At 47.8% G+C, this 20,476-nt stretch carries 24 protein-coding genes, 1 tRNA gene and 1 other RNA gene; 17 read left to right on the forward strand and 9 right to left on the reverse strand.

The features are described from left to right. Window positions 1-127: 127 nt before the first annotated feature. Window positions 128-451 carry a sensor histidine kinase gene (locus tag J0L70_RS28675; RefSeq protein ID WP_287456812.1) on the forward strand — a complete coding sequence of 108 codons (324 nt, stop codon included), beginning with the start codon at window positions 128-130 and terminating at the stop codon, window positions 449-451. Here J0L70_RS28675 and fghA read toward each other — a convergent pair. The 4 genes from fghA to J0L70_RS28695 all read right to left on the reverse strand — a co-directional run bounded on the left by fghA (window position 433) and on the right by J0L70_RS28695 (window position 4,685). Beyond that, window positions 433-1,263 carry an S-formylglutathione hydrolase gene (gene fghA, locus J0L70_RS28680; protein WP_287456813.1) on the reverse strand — a complete coding sequence of 277 codons (831 nt, stop codon included), beginning with the start codon at window positions 1,261-1,263 and terminating at the stop codon, window positions 433-435. The genes J0L70_RS28675 and fghA overlap by 19 nt on opposite strands. A gap of 7 nt (window positions 1,264-1,270) precedes the next feature. Further along, a complete protein-coding gene (locus tag J0L70_RS28685; protein ID WP_017287513.1) occupies window positions 1,271-2,380 on the reverse strand; it encodes an S-(hydroxymethyl)glutathione dehydrogenase/class III alcohol dehydrogenase in 1,110 nt (369 codons plus the stop codon). 89 nt (window positions 2,381-2,469) lie between these two features. After that, complete coding sequence (locus J0L70_RS28690; protein ID WP_287456814.1) at window positions 2,470-3,675, reverse strand: homocysteine biosynthesis protein; 1,206 nt, start codon at window positions 3,673-3,675, stop codon at window positions 2,470-2,472. A 41-nt stretch (window positions 3,676-3,716) separates the two neighbouring features. After that, on the reverse strand, window positions 3,717-4,685 hold the full coding sequence (locus tag J0L70_RS28695; RefSeq protein WP_287456815.1) for a tetratricopeptide repeat protein: 969 nt from the start codon (window positions 4,683-4,685) through the stop codon (window positions 3,717-3,719). Window positions 4,686-4,771: 86 nt separating this feature from the next. Between J0L70_RS28695 and J0L70_RS28700 the strand changes: the two genes are divergently transcribed. From J0L70_RS28700 to J0L70_RS28730, 7 genes are all read left to right on the forward strand, one after another. After that, on the forward strand, window positions 4,772-5,206 hold the full coding sequence (locus tag J0L70_RS28700) for a cobalamin biosynthesis protein (RefSeq protein WP_287456816.1): 435 nt from the start codon (window positions 4,772-4,774) through the stop codon (window positions 5,204-5,206). 25 nt (window positions 5,207-5,231) lie between these two features. After that, window positions 5,232-5,753: a pentapeptide repeat-containing protein gene (locus tag J0L70_RS28705; RefSeq protein WP_190653360.1), complete on the forward strand. Its 522-nt coding sequence runs from the start codon at window positions 5,232-5,234 to the stop codon at window positions 5,751-5,753. A gap of 9 nt (window positions 5,754-5,762) precedes the next feature. Then, the gene (locus tag J0L70_RS28710) at window positions 5,763-6,875 is read left to right on the forward strand and encodes a 5-(carboxyamino)imidazole ribonucleotide synthase (RefSeq protein WP_287456817.1); all 1,113 of its coding nucleotides are present in this window, start codon (window positions 5,763-5,765) and stop codon (window positions 6,873-6,875) included. Between the two features lie 65 nt (window positions 6,876-6,940). Further along, complete coding sequence (locus tag J0L70_RS28715) at window positions 6,941-7,483, forward strand: GNAT family N-acetyltransferase (RefSeq protein WP_287456819.1); 543 nt, start codon at window positions 6,941-6,943, stop codon at window positions 7,481-7,483. Window positions 7,484-7,663: 180 nt separating this feature from the next. Next, a non-coding RNA gene (gene ssrS, locus J0L70_RS28720) (6S RNA) lies at window positions 7,664-7,848 on the forward strand. Window positions 7,849-8,200: 352 nt separating this feature from the next. Next, entirely contained in the window at window positions 8,201-9,508 is a 1,308-nt protein-coding gene (locus J0L70_RS28725) for a M16 family metallopeptidase (RefSeq protein WP_287456820.1), read from the forward strand. A 134-nt stretch (window positions 9,509-9,642) separates the two neighbouring features. Then, a complete protein-coding gene (locus J0L70_RS28730; protein ID WP_287456821.1) occupies window positions 9,643-10,926 on the forward strand; it encodes a M16 family metallopeptidase in 1,284 nt (427 codons plus the stop codon). A 6-nt stretch (window positions 10,927-10,932) separates the two neighbouring features. Here J0L70_RS28730 and fmt read toward each other — a convergent pair whose 3' ends face one another. Further along, on the reverse strand, window positions 10,933-11,895 hold the full coding sequence (gene fmt / locus J0L70_RS28735; protein WP_287456822.1) for a methionyl-tRNA formyltransferase: 963 nt from the start codon (window positions 11,893-11,895) through the stop codon (window positions 10,933-10,935). Between the two features lie 59 nt (window positions 11,896-11,954). On the opposite strand from fmt, the gene J0L70_RS28740 reads away from it, so the two are divergent. The 3 genes from J0L70_RS28740 to J0L70_RS28750 all read left to right on the forward strand — a co-directional run bounded on the left by J0L70_RS28740 (window position 11,955) and on the right by J0L70_RS28750 (window position 14,083). After that, on the forward strand, window positions 11,955-12,440 hold the full coding sequence (locus tag J0L70_RS28740) for a hypothetical protein (RefSeq protein ID WP_190653355.1): 486 nt from the start codon (window positions 11,955-11,957) through the stop codon (window positions 12,438-12,440). A 26-nt stretch (window positions 12,441-12,466) separates the two neighbouring features. Next, window positions 12,467-12,539 (forward strand) — tRNA-Ala (locus tag J0L70_RS28745). Between the two features lie 440 nt (window positions 12,540-12,979). After that, window positions 12,980-14,083 carry a tyrosine-type recombinase/integrase gene (locus J0L70_RS28750; RefSeq protein WP_287456823.1) on the forward strand — a complete coding sequence of 368 codons (1,104 nt, stop codon included), beginning with the start codon at window positions 12,980-12,982 and terminating at the stop codon, window positions 14,081-14,083. Here J0L70_RS28750 and J0L70_RS28755 read toward each other — a convergent pair. The 4 genes from J0L70_RS28755 to J0L70_RS28770 all read right to left on the reverse strand — a co-directional run bounded on the left by J0L70_RS28755 (window position 14,080) and on the right by J0L70_RS28770 (window position 17,563). Beyond that, window positions 14,080-14,319, reverse strand: a complete 240-nt coding sequence (locus tag J0L70_RS28755; RefSeq protein WP_287456824.1) for a helix-turn-helix transcriptional regulator — start codon at window positions 14,317-14,319, stop codon at window positions 14,080-14,082. The genes J0L70_RS28750 and J0L70_RS28755 overlap by 4 nt on opposite strands. After that, a complete protein-coding gene (locus J0L70_RS28760) occupies window positions 14,316-16,610 on the reverse strand; it encodes a virulence-associated E family protein (protein ID WP_287456825.1) in 2,295 nt (764 codons plus the stop codon). The genes J0L70_RS28755 and J0L70_RS28760 overlap by 4 nt, the downstream gene beginning before the upstream one ends. 217 nt (window positions 16,611-16,827) lie before the next feature. Next, window positions 16,828-17,010: a hypothetical protein gene (locus J0L70_RS28765; RefSeq protein WP_287456826.1), complete on the reverse strand. Its 183-nt coding sequence runs from the start codon at window positions 17,008-17,010 to the stop codon at window positions 16,828-16,830. Window positions 17,011-17,260: 250 nt separating this feature from the next. After that, window positions 17,261-17,563, reverse strand: a complete 303-nt coding sequence (locus J0L70_RS28770) for a hypothetical protein (protein WP_287456827.1) — start codon at window positions 17,561-17,563, stop codon at window positions 17,261-17,263. A gap of 426 nt (window positions 17,564-17,989) precedes the next feature. Between J0L70_RS28770 and J0L70_RS28775 the strand changes: the two genes are divergently transcribed. From J0L70_RS28775 to J0L70_RS28800, 6 genes are all read left to right on the forward strand, one after another. Beyond that, window positions 17,990-18,298, forward strand: a complete 309-nt coding sequence (locus tag J0L70_RS28775; protein ID WP_287456828.1) for a hypothetical protein — start codon at window positions 17,990-17,992, stop codon at window positions 18,296-18,298. Window positions 18,299-18,311: 13 nt separating this feature from the next. Next, window positions 18,312-18,527, forward strand: coding sequence for a hypothetical protein (locus J0L70_RS28780; RefSeq protein WP_287456829.1), 216 nt, complete (start codon window positions 18,312-18,314; stop codon window positions 18,525-18,527). 60 nt (window positions 18,528-18,587) lie between these two features. Continuing rightward, window positions 18,588-18,749 carry a hypothetical protein gene (locus J0L70_RS28785; RefSeq protein WP_287456830.1) on the forward strand — a complete coding sequence of 54 codons (162 nt, stop codon included), beginning with the start codon at window positions 18,588-18,590 and terminating at the stop codon, window positions 18,747-18,749. Window positions 18,750-18,824: 75 nt separating this feature from the next. Beyond that, the gene (locus tag J0L70_RS28790; RefSeq protein WP_287456831.1) at window positions 18,825-19,037 is read left to right on the forward strand and encodes a hypothetical protein; all 213 of its coding nucleotides are present in this window, start codon (window positions 18,825-18,827) and stop codon (window positions 19,035-19,037) included. Window positions 19,038-19,122: 85 nt separating this feature from the next. Further along, complete coding sequence (locus J0L70_RS28795; RefSeq protein WP_287456832.1) at window positions 19,123-20,097, forward strand: ParM/StbA family protein; 975 nt, start codon at window positions 19,123-19,125, stop codon at window positions 20,095-20,097. Beyond that, on the forward strand, window positions 20,098-20,400 hold the full coding sequence (locus J0L70_RS28800) for a ribbon-helix-helix domain-containing protein (RefSeq protein WP_287456833.1): 303 nt from the start codon (window positions 20,098-20,100) through the stop codon (window positions 20,398-20,400). The last annotated feature ends 76 nt before the right edge of the window (window positions 20,401-20,476 follow it).

Below are 20,476 nucleotides of genomic sequence, written 5' to 3' on the forward strand. Positions count from 1 at the left end.
CAAGTGCGACTTTGGCTTTGAATTGGGCACTGTGTTGTTTGCGTTTGTTTTGGCTCATAATCTACTCTTACCATGAGGTTGAGGGGGGGTAGCTTATTCACCTGTCCAGCTTTTTGGTTCCACCTCAATGAATCTGCTAAGTAATGCGATCGATGCGCTTGAAACGGTTGAGAATCCCACAATTCGTATCCGCACAAAACAAGTTCATGACGATCGCGTGCTCATTTCGATCGCAGATAATGGATGCGGAATTTCAGCCCAAACTCAGCTGCGTATCTTTGATCCGTTTTTTACAACGAAACCGATCGGAAAAGGAACAGGCATGGGATTAGCGATCAGTCATGAAGTGGTCGTGCGAGACCATCAGGGCAATCTAAACTGTCATTCTGAACCGGGGCAGGGAACTGAATTTTGGATTGAAATTCCGATCCGTCAAAGCATTTCTGCATGAAAGCGAATGTGATCTTCAATGAAGGAAGCAATGAAATAGTAGCTGTGATCGTAGCCGGGTTGAATTCTCAGATTTAATGATTGTCCAACGTCTGCACAGGCTTGCTGAAATACGGTTGGCAAAAGCTGATTCGCGAGGAATTTGTCTTCGCTGCCTTGGTCGATGAGAATCGATCCGGGAAATTGTCCGACTCGAACTAGCTCACTCGCATCATACGATCGCCAGTCGTTCTGATTTGCTCCTAAGTAATTTGAGAATGCTTTCTGTCCCCACTGACATTGTATCGGGGCACAAATCGGCGCAAATGCAGAAACCGATCGATAGCGATCGGGATTTCGCAAGGCGCAGATTAATGCACCATGTCCGCCCATTGAATGTCCGGTGATGCTTTGTCGATCGCGTAAGACTGGAAAGTTTTCACCAATTAACTCTGGGAGTTCATCGACGATATAGCTATACATGCGATAGTGCTGGCTCCAAGGTTCAGCCGTTGCATCGACATAGAATCCTGCGCCAGTTCCAAAGTCCCAATCCTCATCTTCCCCCGCAATTCCGGTGTTGCGGGGGCTAGTATCTGGCGCGACTAAGATCAGCCCATACTTTGCGGCAAACTGTTGTGCGCCTGCTTTTGCCATGAAATTCTCTTCGGTGCAGGTTAAGCCAGAGAGAAAGTACAACACTGGCAGCGATCGCGCTTTTGCTTGGGGCGGCAAATAGATCGAGAATTTCATCGGAGACTGACAAGCGATCGAGGCATGAGAATAAACCTCGATCGAGCCTCCGAAGCATTTGGTTTGACTAACTAAATCCATTGAAATTTTAGAACGTTACGACTGAGCGAATGACTTCGCCTCGATGCATCAGATCAAAGGCTTGATTGATATCGTCGATCGGTAAAATTTTCGATACCAAATCATCAATGTTAATTTTGCCATCCATATACCAATCGACAATCTTCGGCACATCCGTGCGACCTTTTGCCCCACCAAATGCTGTGCCTTTCCAAACCCGCCCAGTAACGAGTTGAAAGGGGCGAGTACTAATTTCTTGCCCTGCACCAGCGACTCCAATAATCACACTGACTCCCCAACCTTTATGGCAGCATTCCAACGCTTGTCGCATGACTTTGGGATTGCCAATACACTCGAAGGAGTAGTCTGCTCCACCTTTCGTCAGGTCTACTAAATACGGAACGATATCGCCTTCTACTTCGCTGGGATTGACGAAGTGAGTCATGCCTAATTTCTCGGCTAAAGCCCGCTTGCTCGGATTGAGATCGACTCCCACAATCATGTTTGCACCGACCATACGAGCTGCTTGAATCACATTCAGCCCAATCCCACCTAAGCCAAAAACCACCACATTTGCACCGGGTTCGACTTTGGCAGTATTGATCACGGCTCCAATTCCAGTGGTCACACCGCAGCCGATTAAGCAGACTTTCTCGAACGGAGCATCTTCGCGAATTTTAGCGACTGCAATTTCTGGCAGAACGGTGTAATTTGAGAAGGTCGAAGTGCCCATGTAATGCAGAATCGGCTCTCCCCCGATCGAGAATCGGCTAGTGCCATCGGGCATCACCCCTTTTCCTTGTGTCGATCGAATCGCTTGACAAAGATTTGTCTTGCCGCTGAGACAGTACTCACAATTGCGACATTCTGGCGTGTAAAGCGGAATCACATGATCTCCAGGCTTAACACTCTTTACGTCGGCTCCCACTTCCACCACAATGCCTGCGCCTTCATGTCCCAAAATGGCTGGGAACAAGCCTTCAGGGTCAGCGCCAGACAGCGTATAAGCATCGGTATGACAGACCCCAGTCGCTTTGATTTCGACTAAAACTTCTCCCGCTTTTGGGGCTTCTAACTGCACCGTTTCGATCTTGAGAGGCTCTCCGGCTTTGTAGGCAACTGCGGCTTTCGTATCCATATCTTTAATTACCTAGTCAAACTCCATCGCAGTGTAACGCTCCTGCCTCTCCTCAGGTCAACCCATTCAAAATTTGTCACCAAACGGATTTACATCCCTCGCATATCTTGGGGAATAAATGCGCGATCGTTGGGAATGGCGGCAACAGCTTCAGTTAGTGTGAAAGTGCCTGCCTCAATCCAGCGTTTTAACTCGATTGCAACTTGGCGGGACAGATAAAGGCTTGCTAGCGGTGCGACTCGCACGACTTTGCCATCGATCGTTAATTTCCCAGACTTTAACTGGGCATAGTTCACGAGTCCAAAGGTGGGACGGACTCGGCGCGGAATCGAAAAATCAACGATCGGGGCAACTAAATCTTGATCTTGCACCGCACAATGTGCAATTACCTCTTCGCTCAGCACAGGCAACGGAATTCCCACCCCAAGCATCAACGAAGCTCCATAGCCGCGAAAATAACATCCCCGCACCCAGCGTGCATCCATCTGTTTTGCATCGCCAATTAATGCAAGCGTCGAAGCGGGTCCGATCGGCGTTCGATTGGGTAAGCGTTTCTGAAGTGGAAAATGCTGTGTTCCTTCCCAAGCGACATAGCCGATTCCCCCACCTAAAAAAATTCGTGACCCAATGCCAATCAATTGCAAATCTGGATCGTTCAACAGCGGCGAAATTGCACCCGGATTTGAGAAAACAGCATTGCCCAATTGGGGCTGTAGCGCGCCTAGATATGTAAATAAAGGGCGATCGCCCCCATTCACGCCCACGATAAAGTTCTGGTACAGATTCCGAGGATTGAATAAATAGAATTGATTAATCGTGTCCCGCGTAATGCTGGTTTCAAAAGACGATCGCGGATAGCAGTCAGTCACCTGTCCGAGTGCTCGCAACGTTACCGATCGTCCGGCAATCAGATCCTCGATCACATGCCCTCCACCGCGCTGTCGCTGTCTGGCATCTGGGGATTCTCGATCGTCATGATCTAACGGCTCTGATCCGCCCGGATACTCTACAACCTGCGACGCTCCCAAATACAAATCGACTGCGCCAAATCCTGCATATGCGGGCACTCCATCGACCCAACACTGGCGAATTTTGATCGGGGGATCAGTTTGTCCTAAGTTCAACACTGCCCCCGAAGACTCCATTGGCTCGAACGTGCCTGTCGTCACGACATCAACGAGCTTTGCGGTTGCAGCGACTCCGATTTCTGCTACTTGAGCTTTCACCTCTTCGGCAGTTCGTACGATCGCACTTCCGCGTTGAATTTTCTCGTTGATTTCAGCCAGAGTTCGCATAAGGCATCGGAATTAAGTCATCTCTGCCATTATGCGGCGAGTTAACTCCGAGCCGAAGTTGTTTTGGAAACTTCTTGAGCGAGGCGCTGTTTGGCGCGGTTCAAATTGTTCTGTGCGGCTTCGTAGTTGAGATCTGTATCGACTGCTTTTTCATACTCCGCGATCGCTTCTTTGAGTTTTCCTTGTCGCTGCAAAGCAGAACCCAATCCATTCAGTGCAATGGCATGGGTATTGCCGAGATTGCCTTTGCGCTCACTGGGCTGATTGAGCACTTGTTGGTAAGCTGCGATCGCGGCATCGAACTGATTCTGATTTGCCAAAGCATGACCGAGGAAAATATGTGCCCACGCATAGTCCGGCGCAACTTGAGCCGCTTTGCGATAGAGATTAATCGCTTCTTCTGTGCGATTTTGAGTCTGCAAGGCTCGTGCCAATCCGACATACGCGATCGCTTGTGCTTTCTCGGTTTGCTCGGGTGCTTTTAAGGCTTGTTCGTACTGCGCGATCGCTTCTGGGATTTTCTTCTGTTCTGCCAGCACATTTCCCAATCCTGCATAAGCCATCATCTGCTTCGGATTCGCCTCAATCGAACGGCGATAAGCTGCGATCGCTTCCTCGTTGCGTCTGCGATCGGCTAGAGCATTGCCCAATCCGGCATAGGCAGAGGCATTTTGTGGATTAATTTCAATCGAGCGGCGATAGGCGGCGATCGCCTCTGCAATTCGACGTTGTTCGATCAGTGCTTGTCCCAGACCGTTATAGGCTTCAGAGTTTTCCATGTCGAGCACGATCGCTTTGCGATAGACCGCGATCGCTTCTTCGTATTTGCGACTCGATTGCAGTTCGTGTCCTAAATTGACGTAATAAGCAGGATCACCAAGCGAGAGATCGGTGGAAAGTTCTGGAGTAGAAGCACGAACCGCATCGCGAGCATCATCGCATCCGGTGGTGAGTGCTGCTGCTGCTAGAGTCAAAAGGAGGGGGAGAGCCGATTGCTTAGAAACTTGCATCTTTTTTGCCCTAAAACGTTGGTGACAAGTCATTTTCCGTACCCAACGCACCCTAATTTGTTCTATTTTGCACTAAGTTGGCTGCAGTGAGAATCCGTACTCAAGAACTTTTCGACAATTGGCTTAACCTGAAACAGTCGTCGCTTTGCCTCTGGATTGGGATTGGCTGTCGTCGAGGTGCGACCAAGTTGATCATTCAAACTGCAATTGATCAAGTTCTCGATCTGTATCAATTGGAGCATAGGACGATCGCAGGAATTGCAACGCTCGATCGTAAATCTGATGAAATTGGACTGGTCGAATATTGTCGAGATCACGCTTTGCCCTTACGATGCTTCTCCGCAGATCGGCTGAGTACGATCGCGGTTCCCAATCCGTCTTTACACGTTGCGATGACTGTACAAACGCCGAGTGTGGCAGAAGCCGCAGCAATGTGTGCTGCGCAAACGCAAATTTTGAAAGTGCCGAAACAAGTGATCCAAGGGGTGACGATTGCGATCGCGGAAAGTTCGCTACAGTGAAGGGTGTTGAATCGGCAAGATAGTTATGGGACGGCGAATCGCGATCGTATGCTTGACTCTCATCTGTAGCGTTTGGATTATGGCAAGCGCTAGTGCTGATCCGATTGTAGGAAAACGCTACGACCAGCAATATCGCCCGCCTTTGTCTTATAGCAATGCAGATGTGAAAGGGCAGGATTTTTCAGGTCAGACCTTGAGATTGGCAGAATTTACGAATGCCAATCTCACAGATGCAGATTTCTCGAATGCTGATTTGTCCGGGGCTGCGATGAGTGCATCGAATATGACAGAGACGAATCTGCATGGTGCAAATCTGCAACAGGCAATGGTCGATCAAGTTCCAATGGTGCGGGTGAATCTGAGCGATGCGATTTTAACGGATGCAATGTTGCTGCGGAGTGAATTCTTGAATGTTAATATCACTGGGGCAGATTTTACGGGGGCAATTCTCGATCGCTATCAGATTCGAGAATTGTGCAAGGTGGCTCAAGGAACGAACTCAAAAACTGGGGTCGAAACTCGTGAGTCGCTCGGTTGCCCGTCCTAGGAGGCAAGTATGAACCGAGTCGGTGTGATTGGCGGCGGACAGTTAGCTTGGATGATGGCAGAGGCAGCTAGAAAGCTGAATCTAACATTGGTGGTGCAAACCCCAAATGAGAGTGATCCAGCCGTGTCGGTAGCACAAGAAACGCTGTTTGCGCGGGTGAATGATGCCAGTGCAACCGAGGTTTTAAGCACGCATGTCGATGTGATTACGTTTGAGAATGAGTTTGTCGATCTCAATGCGCTCGCTAAAATTCAGAATGTGACCTTTCGCCCTAGCTTGTCTGCATTGCGACCGTTGCTGGATAAATATGTGCAGCGGGAATTTCTCAAAACTTATGATCTCCCGACTCCTGATTTCTGGTTACTTGGTGAGCGAGATGTTGAATTTCCGGTAGTCTTAAAAACTCGTCGGTTAGGCTACGACGGACAGGGGACATTTATCATTCGAGATGCGGCAACTTGGGAAGCAACGATCGAGAAATTGCAGAATGTGCCGATCGTGCTGGAAGAATTTATTCCGTTCGATCGCGAATTAGCGGTGATGGCGGCTCGCTCAAGTTCGGGTGAAATTGCAATCTATCCGATCGTGGAAACGCAGCAAGAAAATCAAGTCTGTCGTCGCGTGATTGCGCCTGCTGAAGTTTCAAAAGGTGTTCAGCAAGAGATTCACCGAATTGCTCAAACAGTACTAGAAAAGCTCGATGTCGTCGGAATTTACGGGTTTGAGCTATTTCTGACGAAAGACGATCGCGTTCTCGTCAATGAAATTGCACCTCGAACTCACAATTCAGGACATTACACGATCGATGCTTGCGAAACCTCACAATTTGAACAACAGCTTCGAGCCGTGAGCGATTTGCCTTTGGGCAGTCCAGCTTTGAATTGTCAGGGTGCGTTGATGGTAAATTTGCTCGGATTTGAGCAAGCAGAAAGCGAGTATTTAGAACAACGCAACGCGATCGCTCAATTGCCGAACACGTTTGTGCATTGGTATGGCAAATCTGAATCGCGCCCAGGTCGAAAATTAGGACATGTCACGGTTTTACTAGACGATGTGACTGATCTGAGGCAACAAGCGTTAGAGATTGCTAGCACGATCGAAGAGATTTGGTATCGGCATTAAAGGAGCACTCGGCTTTTTCAGTGGTAGGATTTGCCCATAGCAGTTGATCGAACTGAAAGCGTTTCATGCTAACTCACGCTCCCGTAGAAACACCTCGATTAAGTCTTCGCTTTCTATCTCTAGCAGATGCGCCGTCGCTCCAGACTGCAGCAAGCGATCGTGAAGTTGCCGATATGATGATTTCGCTGCCGCATCCGTATCCTGAAGGCGAAGCAGAACGATACATCCAAGCACAAATTGCGGCGGCTGAGGCAGGACGATCCTTTGCCTTTGCGATTGAGCGTAAAGCTGAACCAGGATTATGTGGCGTGATCGAAATTGGCTCGATCGAACTCGAACATGCTCGGGCAGAACTGCGGTTTTGGCTGGCAGTTGCGCTTGGGGAACAAGGATATATGAGCGAAGCCTTACAAGCTATACTTCGCTTTGGATTTGAAAACTTAAACCTGAATCGAATTGATGCCTATCATCTGGTGAGAAATCCGGCTTCTGGAAAACTCTTTCAAGATAATGGATTTGTGCAAGAAGGCGTGCTCCGTCAAAGAGTGCGTAAAGGGGAAGTCTTTGAAGATGTGAAACTCTGGTCAATTCTGCGAGAGGATTGGTAGTGCGATTTGAAGCTCTGACAAATCGGCGAACGGCTAATCTCGGTTAGAGGGCTAAAGTTGCAACCTCGCAAAGACATTCCATCCCTCTAGATGGGCGATCGCTGCCAAAACTGATTTCCTCTCTTTATCCAAAATCTCCCTGCTTCCCAACTTCGGATTGACCCGCTAGAATAAGTGAAGGATTTGCTGCGGCGTTGGTGACTGCCAACAATGTTTTATGATCTATGTTTTTTGAATCTGGGAGTCTACAAAGGCTGATGGCAGTAGACCGGGCTTGTACCCGGAAACTTTATATCCGCCACTTCGACACCCACCTGGTTTTAACCAGGTCAAAAACTGAGGTAAGACGGCGTTGCGGTATCCTACTTCTTGATCCCTTACTAGAACCTAGTAGGGGAGTTTTTATTTTTAAACGCCCATATCCCGAAAGTTACGTTTTATCAAAAATATATTCTGAACTGTGTTTTGCAATGGGTTTTGTGCAATGAATGATCTAATTGAGATCTATCTTTTGAACGATTTATCTTCTGCACTTTGACGCAAGAAATTCATCCTGAATTATTCAAAGATGTTGCATGATTCTTAAGCTTTTCATATTTGAAGCAGGCTTGTCAGTTTTCTAGATCACAATCTGCTTTCTTAAGAAATCGATCCCCAAACCTTCGTTCTTCAATTAAGCCCTTGAACATTTATCGATCGCCCCAAAACGCTCTTTTCGTGCCTGCGACTGTTCATCGCTTCGACAATGGGTTAACGCTGATTCATCATGACTTGCCGGCGACCGGGATTGCTGCGATCGATGTCTGGGTGAATGCAGGCTCGATTGTAGAACCGGATGAATGGTCAGGCATGGCGCATTTTCTCGAACATATGATTTTCAAAGGAACCGAGAAAATTGCACCGGGCGAATTTGATCAAGCGATCGAGAAACGGGGCGGCATGACGAATGCTGCAACGAGCTATGATTACGCGCATTTCTACATGACGACTGCGGCACAAGACTTTGCCGACACTCTGCCGTATTTAGGCGAACTGCTCTTAAATGCTGCGATCCCCGAAGACGAATTTGAGCGAGAACGGGAAGTCGTTTTAGAAGAAATTTTGCAGACTTATGACAATCCAGACGCGATCGCATTTCAATTTCTCGCGGAATTGGTGTATCAGCGGCATCCGTATGGGCGATCGATTTTGGGCACAGAAGAAAGTTTGATGAGACGCTCCGCAGCAGAAATGCGATCGTTCCATCGCACCCATTATCAGCCTGAAAATATGACGGTCGTTGTCACAGGCGACATTCGACTAGACCATGTGAAACAGCAAGTCGAGCAAGCCTTTCACACCTTCCCAGAGGCAGACGCATGTCGAATTCACATCGCCGAGGCAGAACCCCCGATTACAACGATTCGCCGTGAAGAGATTCAATTGCCTCGCTTAGAACAAGCAAGATTATTAATGGCTTGGATGGCTCCAGGTGTGGAGGCTCCGGTGGGGCAAGTTGACGAAACGCTCCCCTGGAAACGCTTTGAACAAGCGAATCAGCAAGATCCGCTCAGAGCAGCATGTGGACTCGACTTGATCTCAGCCGTTTTAGGAGCAGGACGCACCTCGCGGTTGGTACAAGAGCTTCGAGAAGAGCGACATTTAGTTCAGGGAATTGACTGTAGTTTCTCGCTCCAGCGTGATTCCAGTTTGTTTACGATCGCGGCTTGGCTAGATGCCGATGATCTCCAACGGGTAGAAGCCTTGATCTGCGATCGCTTATCGCAATTGATGACAGTTCCCATTTCTCAAGCCGAACTCGATCGCGCCAAGCGGCTTTTGTGTAACGATTATGCGTTCTCGATCGAAACACCTGGACAACTTGCCGGACTCTATGGCTACTACCATTCGCTGGCAGAAATTACTGCTGCTGCAGCTTATCCGCATTTGATTCAGTCCTTTACGGTTGAAGATTTGCGCGATTTAGCCAGCCAATATCTTTCGCCTTATCACTATGCGGCGATCGTTGTCACACCGGGCGACTGATGATCGCATTGCTCATCGAATTCGCGCTTCGAGTCTATCAAGACAGACTTGATTTGAGTCGTCTCGAATCGATTCGAGAAGGCAGATTCCCGACCGATTGCTAAAATCAACACACGTCAATTTTAAGAACGATCGTGACTTCAACTATTGCTTTGCCCCATAATCGCATCATTCATCGCACGGTTTTAGACAATGGCATCACCGTGCTGGTCACTGAAAATCCGTCTGCTGACATCATTGCAGCGCGGCTTTTCTTCAAAGCGGGTAGCCGTTGGGAGTCGATCGAGCAAGCCGGACTTTCCCACCTCGTTGCCGCTGTGATGACGAAGGGCACCGAAAAACATTCGTCTCTAGAAATTGCTGAACGCGTTGAATCGATCGGAGCGAGCCTGAGTACGGATGCGGCTTCAGATTACTTTTTGCTCAGCATCAAAACAGTTTCTGCTGATTTTCCTGAAATGTTGAAATTAGCAGGAGAACTACTGCGATCGGCAACTTTTCCAGAATCAGAAGTTGAACTCGAACGTCGCTTAGCGTTACAAGCAATTCGATCTCAGCAAGAACAACCCTTTACAGTGGCACTCGATCGCTTACGCCATGCCATGTATGGGGATCATCCTTACGCACTCTCAGGCTTAGGCTCAGCCGAAACCGTTGCCAATCTAAAGCGCGAAGATTTACAGCACTACTATCAAACCCATTTTCGTCCGGATAATCTGACAATTAGCATTGCAGGACGAATTACACCCGAAGAAGCAGTCTCACAAGTTGAAGAAATTCTCGGCAGTTGGCGCGCGCCCTTAGTTCCCTTGCCGAATCTGAATTTACCGATCGTCGCTTCTAATCCGACTCGCAGCGCTGTTCCACAGGATACACAGCAATCGATCGTCATTCTGGGCTATCTTGCACCTTCTGTTACGCCCGAAACGATGGAAGACTATGCTGCGTTGAAATTGCTGAATACCTATCTGGGCAATGGATTATCCAGTCGGCTATTCGTGGAACTGCGAGAAAAAAGAGGATTAGCCTACGAAGTCTCAGCCTTCTATCCGACTCGATTAGATACGTCGTACTTTGTCACCTACATGGGCACTGCACCCACCAATACTGCGATCGCGCTTTCTGGCTTAAAAACAGAAGTCGATCGACTGTGTGATGCACCGCTGAGCGCGGAAGAAATCCAAGTCGCCAAAAACAAATTACTCGGACAATACGCGCTTGGCAAACAAACTAATTCGCAACTGGCGCAAATTTTTGGCTGGTATGAAACGCTAGGTTTAGGGGTGGAATTCGACAGTCAGTTTCAAGACGCGATCGCGAAGGTTTCCGCAGAGGCCGCCCAAGAAATTGCTTGTCGGTATTTTGGTGAACCTTACATTTCATTATTAGGGCCTGCGGACGCGATCGAGTCGCTCTAGATTTGCTTAGAGTGCTTCACCGATGGTAATCCGCATTCCATTCGCAAAATCCCATCCAGACTGGGCGCGTTTCCCGGCTAGCTGCACTTCTTTAAGCAGTAATGCCCCTGCTCCAGTCTGAATCACGGCTCCCCAATTTTTGACAATTTCGATGACTTCTCCGGGTGTTCCAGTCGGAAGTTTTAGCGCGCGCAACTCCTCAAATTCATTCAAAAACTCTCCTTCAAGCGGAATTGTCTGCATTACTTTCAGCCCAGTTCCTCGAAACTGAGTGTTGCAATTTGGGTAAAACCCTCGAATCTGATTGTGAAGCTCGATCGCACTTCTTGACCAATCCAATTCGTAATCCGGCTTTTTAATCAAGGGCGCATAAGTGGCTTGTTCGTTGTCTTGTGGAATCGGTGTAATTTCCGGAAATTTCAACAAGGTTTCCACTAGCAAATCAGCGCCAATTGTACTGAGACGAACTGCCAAATCATGCGCGCTATCAAACGGCTCGATCGTAGTTTTCGCAATCAATAACATTGCCCCTGTATCCATGCCCGCATCCATCAGCATCGTTGTAATTCCGGTTTCTGCCTCTCCGTGATACAAACACCACTGAATCGGGGCGGCTCCGCGATATTTCGGCAAAATCGAGCCATGAACGTTCACACAGCCCAATCGCGGCATATCTAGAATTTCCTGCGACAGAATTTGCCCGTATGCAACGACGACAAAGGCATCTGCGTTGAGCGATCGTAAATACTCTAATCCCTCTACATCTTTCTTAATACTCTTCGGCTGTAAGACGGGAATTTCGTGGGAAAGCGCGATCGCTTTAATCGGCGAAGGCGACAGTTCATTTCCCCGCCCCCGCCGTTTATCAGGCTGAGTCACGACAGCCGCGACCTCAAACGAGTTGGATTTCAGCAATGCTTCCAACGTGGGCACTGCGAATTGAGGCGTTCCAAAGAATACAATTTTCATCAATTTGAGTCTCGCTCCCGACAGACGCTTACACTAATTCAAGCTGATATTTTGAACTCATGAAGCCTAAATTTGCAACGATCGAAACCTGGCAGCAGGCAGAACTTCTAATGCAGCCTGCTTTTATCCGCCTGATTGATAATCTTCGCAAGCAGTTGGACAGTTCTACCTGGCGAGGAACGTATCAGGATGTGCAAATTTGGGCAGATGACATTTCAGATGAGACGAAAGCGCAGGTTTTGCAGCTTCGACAACAGCTTGAGACGGCTTCACCAGAGCAGACCGCAGAGATTGAAGCCGAATTGTCTCAGATGCCTTCACCATATCCTGGATATGAGCTGCATTTAGAGAAAGACGATCGCCAAATCAAAGTCGATCTGTGGGAATTATGCTACCGAATTTGTTTTCGCTCTCCCATGCTGGATGAGCATCCCGTTGATATCGATACCCATTTGATTGATGAAACAGGCGATGTCGATTGGAATCAGTTAGAAGAAAAAACGAAACAAATTGTTGAACAAGTTTTTGCAACTCTACCGGAGTAAATGCAGTAGGATAAATAATAGCTTGGGGGGCTATAGCGCAGTTGGTAGCGCACTTCAATGGCATTGAAGGGGTCAGGGGTTCGAATCCCCTTAGCTCCATATTCTGGAAACGTTGGTATAACAACGTTTTCCGAACTTATTCCCTAGTGTTGGGTGGTTGCTCCATTCTCAATAAGTAGCGTCTGAAAGCCTCAGAAATCGTCAGAGAGATTCTGAAATTGGTCTGAAATTGGGATGACTCCCTCAGTAACAAATGGCGCGATCGAGGTAGAGTCTGGAAATAGCGCTATAAGAACGCTGTTTTGGTGGTAACAGGTGGTAACAGATCGCTGAAACCCTTCTATAGTGAGAGTTTCAGCCTGTTACCACGTCAAAAAAAGGTGGTAACAGGTGGTAACAGTTTTTTGAGATCTTTGCTCACTTGATGCGGTCTAAACCCTTCTGAAATCAAGGGTTTTAGGTCTGTTACCACCTCGGAAACCATGCTGTTACCACCTCAAAAGCGATCGTTTCGTTTTGGTCAATCAAGGTGGGAACAGATGGCAAAATCCAAAAAAGGGAGTGTTGCAATTTCCGTTGTCGATGGTCGGTTCCGTTTGCGGTGGATGTATTTTGATGAGATTCGCAGGCAGAAAAGGTACACGCTTTCGGCTGGAGCGGAAAATGAGGTGAACCGCACCGCAGCCGAAAAACTCGCTAGGACGATCGAACTTGACATCGCTAGCGAGAATTTTGATTATTCACTTCGCAAATACAAGCAGGGATTGGATCGTCCCGAATCAATCACGGTTGAAGCTTTGCTCGATCGCTACATCAAGGCGGAATTTTCCACTGATCAGACAAGCTCGATCGAGCGTTATTCAACGATTCGCAATCATTTCACCCGGTTTCAGCGGTCGATGACTGCTGACGAATGCACTGAGAAGAAAGCGATCTCATTTATGCGCTACCTGCAAGAGCGCGGACAAAGCGGCGAAACCGTAAACATGAATCTCACCTGCATTCGTGCAGTATGGGTTTGGGCGATTAAGAAAGGATTGGTGCATGTCAACCCGTGGATTGATTTGAAGGTCGATGTTGAACCAAGGGAACATCCCAAGCCTTTCACTTTGGATGAAATCAAGAAAATCCTAGAAGCGTTTCAGGGTAGCCATTATGAAAACTTTGTGCGGTTCATGTTGGGTGTTGGATGCCGCATTGGTGAAGCCGTGGCGCTCGACTGGAGCGCAATAAATGAGGACTGCTCGGAAATATTCATCAAGCAAGCATACAACCCACGATCGCGCAAAATTAAAGGCACAAAGACGGGAAAAACTCGCCATGTGCCTGTTAGCCCCAAGATCCAAGCGTTGCTGCAAGAGTTGAGACAGTCATCTAATTCAGAGATTGTGTTTCCTTCCCCCAAAGGTGGTCGCATCGATCGCGCCAATTTTCGTAAACGCCACTGGCAACCAATATTAGAAAGACTGGGCATTGAGTACCGAAGCCCCTACAATGCCCGTCACACTCGTTGGAGTCATGAAATAGAGTCAGGCAATTTAAGCATTGCCGAAGCGGCACAATATGCCGGGAATAGTCCAAGGACAATGCTAGATCGATACTATGGCGCAACGAAGCGACCCAGGTTGCAAGACTTCGATTAAGCGCGTTTTTTGCCAAAGATAGCGCGTCTCTTAGCGTCGATCGCTTGCTGGTGAGCCTCCGGATCACATTGGAAACGGACGGCAATATCGATCATTTCAGGATCAAAACGTCTTAACCGTCCGGTTCCTCCATAGTGGATGCCAGAGACTAAATAGCCATCTTTGATCCAACGCTCGATCGTTGACTCGGAGAGCTTCGCACGATCGCAAACCTCAGATTGAGTGAGCCAAATCATGCAGCCACCTCCATCCGTCTAATTGATTGCAGGTTGTGGAAGATGTATGGATTTTTCTTGTTATCGACCATCACTCGATACTCATGCTTGCCATGAGCGGCAGGAACCTTTAAGACGGTGGCAGGTGTCCATTGTCCAAGCTCAAGTACAAGAACTCGATCGCCTTCTTTGGGCTGCCAAGAAGCTTCCAGTTCAACTGCTTCGGATTCTGGCAAATTGTTTTGCTCGACCTGCTGAGTTTTGGGCAAATCTGGCTTGCTCCAGCCCTTAAGCTGCTTGCCGTCAACCCGTTTACTCTCCTTCTTCCAACCTGCTTTTTTCAGAATATCGGCGATCCTCATTTGTTCAGATTTGCTTTGGCGTGAAATTTCAACTTGCAAGGCTTTGTCGAGAATTTCGGGGGTTGTCACAAAATCCCGGTCTTCCACATAGTCCAGGACTGGCTCTGTCCAAACGTCGCTAGTTTGGTAGCATTCCGCAATTTTCGCTGCCGCAGTCTCTTCTAGATCTGTGAGCCACCATTGTTCACCTGCTTTATAGAGAGCAACTGCTGCTGCCCAAATACGAGCGCGCTCTTTTCGCAGTAAATCGATGTCAATTTTTTTGAGAACTTCAACAACCCAGAATCGACGGTTTCCGGTGTTATCGCTAAGAAACTCATCTTCATTTGTTGTACCGACGATAATAGACGGACGCTTTAACTCATCCGTCATTCGCCCATACGGAGGACGAACGTAGTCGGTTTTGCTCGTCAAGAAAGCTTTGGTTGCAGAGACATCGCGCTTACGAAAGATCGTTTCAAGCTCTGCCCACTCGACAATCCAAACAGAGTGCAGCTTCAGTAGATCGTCTTTATCTGAGCAGTCTTTGAAGGAATCCGTGAAAAAGCCGTCTCCACCAGCAAGTTCTAGGAAGAAGCTTGATTTTAGAAAGCCTTGCTTTCCTTTAAGAATTAGCGCGGTATCCATTTTGCATCCCGGATTATATGCTCGTGCAACCGCTCCGATTAAGGTTCGTAGCAGCATTGCGTTTTGAGTCGGGTCTGACTGTCCGAAATAGCGCTGTGCAAGACCTTGGAGGATCGAAGTGTCTGCGTTGTGCTGTGCTGACACTTGATCCAAATATTCAACGATTGGCGAATACGAATTGATTTCCGCCGCTTCAAGCAGGATATCGGCGAAATCTTCTTTCGCAATTTTTCCGGATCTGAAGTTGTGACGGATGCTGAACCATGTTTTGGCAGAGCCGATTTTGACAACCTCGCCATCAAACTCAACGCGCTTCTTTAGTGTGTTGAAACGCAATCGATCGCCCATTCGGAACAATCTGATAAACACTGAATATGTCGGATCGTCGTCAGTAAGCGCTTTCCAGAAATAAGTTCCTGTAAGCTCCTGCAAGTCTTTTGCTGAGAATTTCCGCTTTGCAATTGCTGTTCTGATCTTGCTAGCGTGGTCGGACGCTAAAGACTCTAATTTTTCATCAACGTCTTCCACTCCCAACAGCGAGGCTATTGGCGCGATTTCGGGTTTCTGAAGGTAAATCGCGCACAACTTTAGTAGTGCAGTCTCGCACTTTTCACGATCGTCTTTAAAGAGTCCAGCCCAACGTTTAGGCAATTCTTTCAGAAAGTCTTTAGGCGAAAGCGCAGAATCAATTAGTTTTCGATAATCTGCTGCTGTGTGTCCTGCCTTGAAATACTCGCACAGTCCGGCTTTCGGCTCGTCAGGGATTGGCGGAACTAGCTGAATTTTGCCCTTCAGATAGTTCCCTGCTTTGAATAGCTGAGTGAAAACATCAGGATTTGTCCATCCGTCTGAATCAAAAAGTATCGTGTAGCCTGCGCCACGCTTCAGATTTGAAGCTTTACGGTAATGGCTGACTCCTGCTAGCGCTCCGGTCGCAATTTCGCCATGCAGAAAGCCTGCAAGAGCGTCTTTCATGCCCTCTGTAACCACTTGAACGCCATCAGGCAACCATGCCATAACATCAGCTTTGCAAGGGGTCAGATATTTTGCGCGTTTAGGAGAACCATCCTCTTTAATTCCTGTGATCGGCGGATCGTCACAGCGAATCTGACCAAAGCCCTTTGCAAACGGGAAATACAGACCACTGGAGGACACAAACTCATTGTGCTGATCAGTAGTGCCGATACTGAACGATCGCGCTTCTGCTTCAGTAATTGATTGAACGCCTAAACAATTGTGCATCCAATCAATTTGCTGCTCTGAAAAGCCTTCGCTTTTCAGATGATCGCGATGCGCGGTGGTCAGTCGTGAACAATGTGCCATAATTTTTTTAGACCGCCTGTAATTTTTGAAGCCCGTTTGCGTATCCAGCGCGACGGGCATTTACATGCGAATTGGGTTCCTTACCTCGCTCCTCGCCAAGCGCTCTTTCATCAGTGACAAATGAGAGCTAAGAGCGCGACCACGCGGACTTAACCCGTGGCGATTGATTTTTGAATTTAGGGAGCCAGTGTTTTGGCTAATGTTTTTTAAGCGGCGTTCATGCTGCTTCCCGCTCCGGTTGAGATAGCAGTCGTTCCGCAAGCACAGCCGAAACGCTCAAGTTGCGTCGCTCCGCTTCCCGCTCGATTTTCAGTGCAAACTCTAGAGGCAAGTTGACCCCCAAAAACTTTTTTGCCTGAGTCTTGTCGTATTTCTGACTCCGAACTCGAAAATTCCGCATTTTGATTTCCTAAATTAGGACAATCAATTTTGGGAAAAGCCAAAAAAGCTTAAAAAAGCCTTACATACTGGACATTTCAGCTTTTTCCAATACAAACGCTCTATCAAAACAGTCCTAAATCCGATGAATTCCTATAGAAAAACGCTAGAAATAGCCGTATACAGGGATATTCAGCCGCTTTTACAAAATGTCACAATCGGATAAAAGAACAAATGATCCTCTGATCCATCAATGGGCATCAGAGGATTTTCTATTCGTTGCCATCGACAGGCAGATCATTATTTGGGGCAGAAAGACGATCGTCTTTCTGTGCATCTGCCTGAGCTTCTTTCATGATTTCGTCCATGCGACTAACGAAATCTGCGTAATTAATGTCGCCACTTTTCAACATTGCTTTTGCTGCAAGTCCATGTCGCAAAAGATCTTCGATTGTGTCAATTTCATTCCAGCCCAACTTATCCGCTTCTATTAAGACTGCGGCTCTGACAGATCTCGAAATGTTGTAATTGACGCGATCCGCGTCTTTTTTCTTGCGTCCCACGCTGGAAACCATAATTTGCACCTTATTCATTAAACGATACTTCGTAAATCCTACACGTTTTTTCTATTTATCGTGTACACGATATATATACGATAAAGCTATGCAAAACACATTGAACGATAACTATAAATCATGTATATCATGTACACGATATCTGTATATCAGGTTATATTCAATATGTCGGAGCGAGAGATAACGCTTCAAGAGACGGGAGGGCAGGACTCTCCAGCAGATCGAAGATCCAAGCGAAGTGAAAAGCCTCGCAATCCTCCTGAACCGTTCACAACCGAATAGCGAGTTTGCACCTACCTAGCCGAACCGGAGCGAAGCTGAGTCCTTCTCGCGTAAATTTCAAAGATTTCAACGATCGCGCTTCTGAACTGAGAAGCCGATCCGTTGGATTCTTCCAGCGAACACAACATTTCAGGAGACATTCAAATGCTTACTTTATTGATTACTGCATCACTCGGAGCTTACGCAAGCCAACGAATCAGCATCGTGCAAGATGGCGAAATTGCTTCGATGTCAGTTGACTATCAGCGAGTTTGGCAGGACGCGATCGCGCTTTTCTCTTTATTTGGCTTGCTCTGTAGTGCGGTATTTGGTGCTGGTAAGTGGCTTCGAGCTTACGTAGATCAAGCGTTGATTCCTTGGTTGGATTTCAACTTCGGAATTTATTTCGAGCTTCCGAGCCTCCCCTCCAACCCTGCATTCCCGATTTTGCCGCAAGACTTCAAGGTTCAGTAAGCTAAGAGATTTTATGGATTCAGAACTTCAAAACCGGATCAGCCACGTTCAACTGAACGACATCAAAGCGTTACAAGCTCAAGCGGCACAACAAAATCACGAACTAGCTTCCACCATGTTCGACATGATTACCGCCAACGTTCACAGCTTTGACGCTCTAGATGAGCTTGCCCACATGCTATGGAATCATGTCGAGACTGTTCGGCAAAATGCGAAGCGATCAGATTGATCGAGTGTTCCCCCAACTCAAAAAGAAACGGGGTCAGAAATGACCCCAAGAAACAAACTAATGATGATTATGACGAAACTTAGAAGCGCGATCGTTCCCTTGCTATTCCTGGGAGCTTTCGCAATCCTGACTGCTGGAAATGCGAGAGACATTCTCGAATTGAATCAGCGAGTAGTGCCCCCGGATCGTCCATCAATCACGAACCTTGACGAACATCGCTAAACAAAAAGCCCCTCCCACCTTGCACAGTAGAGCGGCTTTTTGTTTGTCCAATTCTGAACAATCACTCACAACATTATGACAACAATTTCGACCTCTGATGCGATCGACCTCTACATGCTTCGCGTTTCTAAGGCCATGCAACCGCGAACCTTAAAGCGAGTTTGCGCGAATTGCCGAGAATACGATCGCGGAGTTTGCAAACTTCGGGCAAGTGCCGATTGGGAAAACGATTCATTTGTGAAAGCTGAGCGATCGGCTTGCAGCTTCGCTGTTCTGCGTCCGTTCTAGCACTCAATCTCAAAACGGGGCAGTAGATGCCCCAATCAAAAAACTTACTCAATTAACAATAGGAACGCAACACATGCACATGCCGATGACTGAACTACAAAAAATCAATCGAAACTATCAAGCAATTCGAGAAACTGTCTGCGTCAATCCTGGCAATCGGTTCACCGAATTTATTGACGCTAGAGGGCAAATTGTTAGAGTCTCGTCTGTGGTTCGTGACTTCGACTTGAGCTTTGAAGATGCACCGGAGCCGAACGCAGGCACGATCGTCATTGAACGTGACAAACGTATCTATGCAGTCGGTTCTCTAGCCAAGTCACTCAAGGGCAAAGCCGCATTCGACAAGGGCAAGTTGTCAATGATGAAAGATTTAGTTTTCCCCGCGTTAGAGCCGAATCCGGGGACAAACATTATTCGGATTGAGAATCTACTGATTGCTGTGCCTGACACCCGAAATTCAGAAGCACTCAACGCAGTAAAAGCACTCGAAGGAACACACGAATACAAGCGAAACGGAAAAGCTTTGATTGCCACGATTTCTAAGGCAACCGCGATTGAAGAAGCCACCGCAGCCTACCGCTATGGCATCAAAAACGGCTTGTATCAGTGGACAGACGCGATCAATGGCGTAATTGATTTCGGAGGCGGAACCAGTTCAGGACGGCTTTATGCACCGGATGGAACGCCGATCCGAGACGCATCGATCACTCTCCCAGGAACGAACGCGCTAGGACATAGCATTCAAGCGAGGCTACTAAAAGCAACTGGGCAATCCGTTGATATTGCCTCGATTCTGGACGGCATTGAGTCAAAAACGTACGCCACCGGACGCAACGGAGTCAGCTTTAAGGCTCAATTCGATAGCTGTGTTACTGAATGGCTAGACGATATTCGCACTACAGCGCGGGGGCAGTGGTCAGGATTCTTCTCAGATTTAGGTGAGGTTTTGCTAGTGGGAGGTTCAGCACCATTGGCAACCGCGATCGAGCAATCGACTAACAGACGGTTCAAGATTGCTCCCAATCCACAAGACATCACTATCAAAGGGATGGCTTTGTAAATGGGAGTCAGAAAGCAAATTACTCTGCCTGATGATGCTGCCGCAATTCTGCAATCTCTCACGGCAGATTGCGGCATGGATCAGAGCCTTGTGATCACGCAACTTTTACGCCGCTATCACTTGCAACTTAAACAGCTATTTGCAATTGATAGCAACTCGCTACGGCTTACTACGGTTTCAGAAGTGCCTACTACGGTTTCAGAAGTATCTACGCTGCAACTCGCCGCAGATCACCGTAGCGAGTTGCAACAAACACCAAAAGCCGCAGATCCCCCTCCCAGACCGCCCTTGACGGGACTTTGAGCAATGAACGATCGTACTTCCCCAAAGCTCAGATTGATGGTGAAACCGTTGAACATACGACCCAAAGGATCGACTA

Origin of the sequence: Leptolyngbya sp. UWPOB_LEPTO1 (assembly GCF_017302695.1) — a bacterium.
GTDB lineage: Bacteria > Cyanobacteriota > Cyanobacteriia > Leptolyngbyales > Leptolyngbyaceae > Leptolyngbya > Leptolyngbya boryana.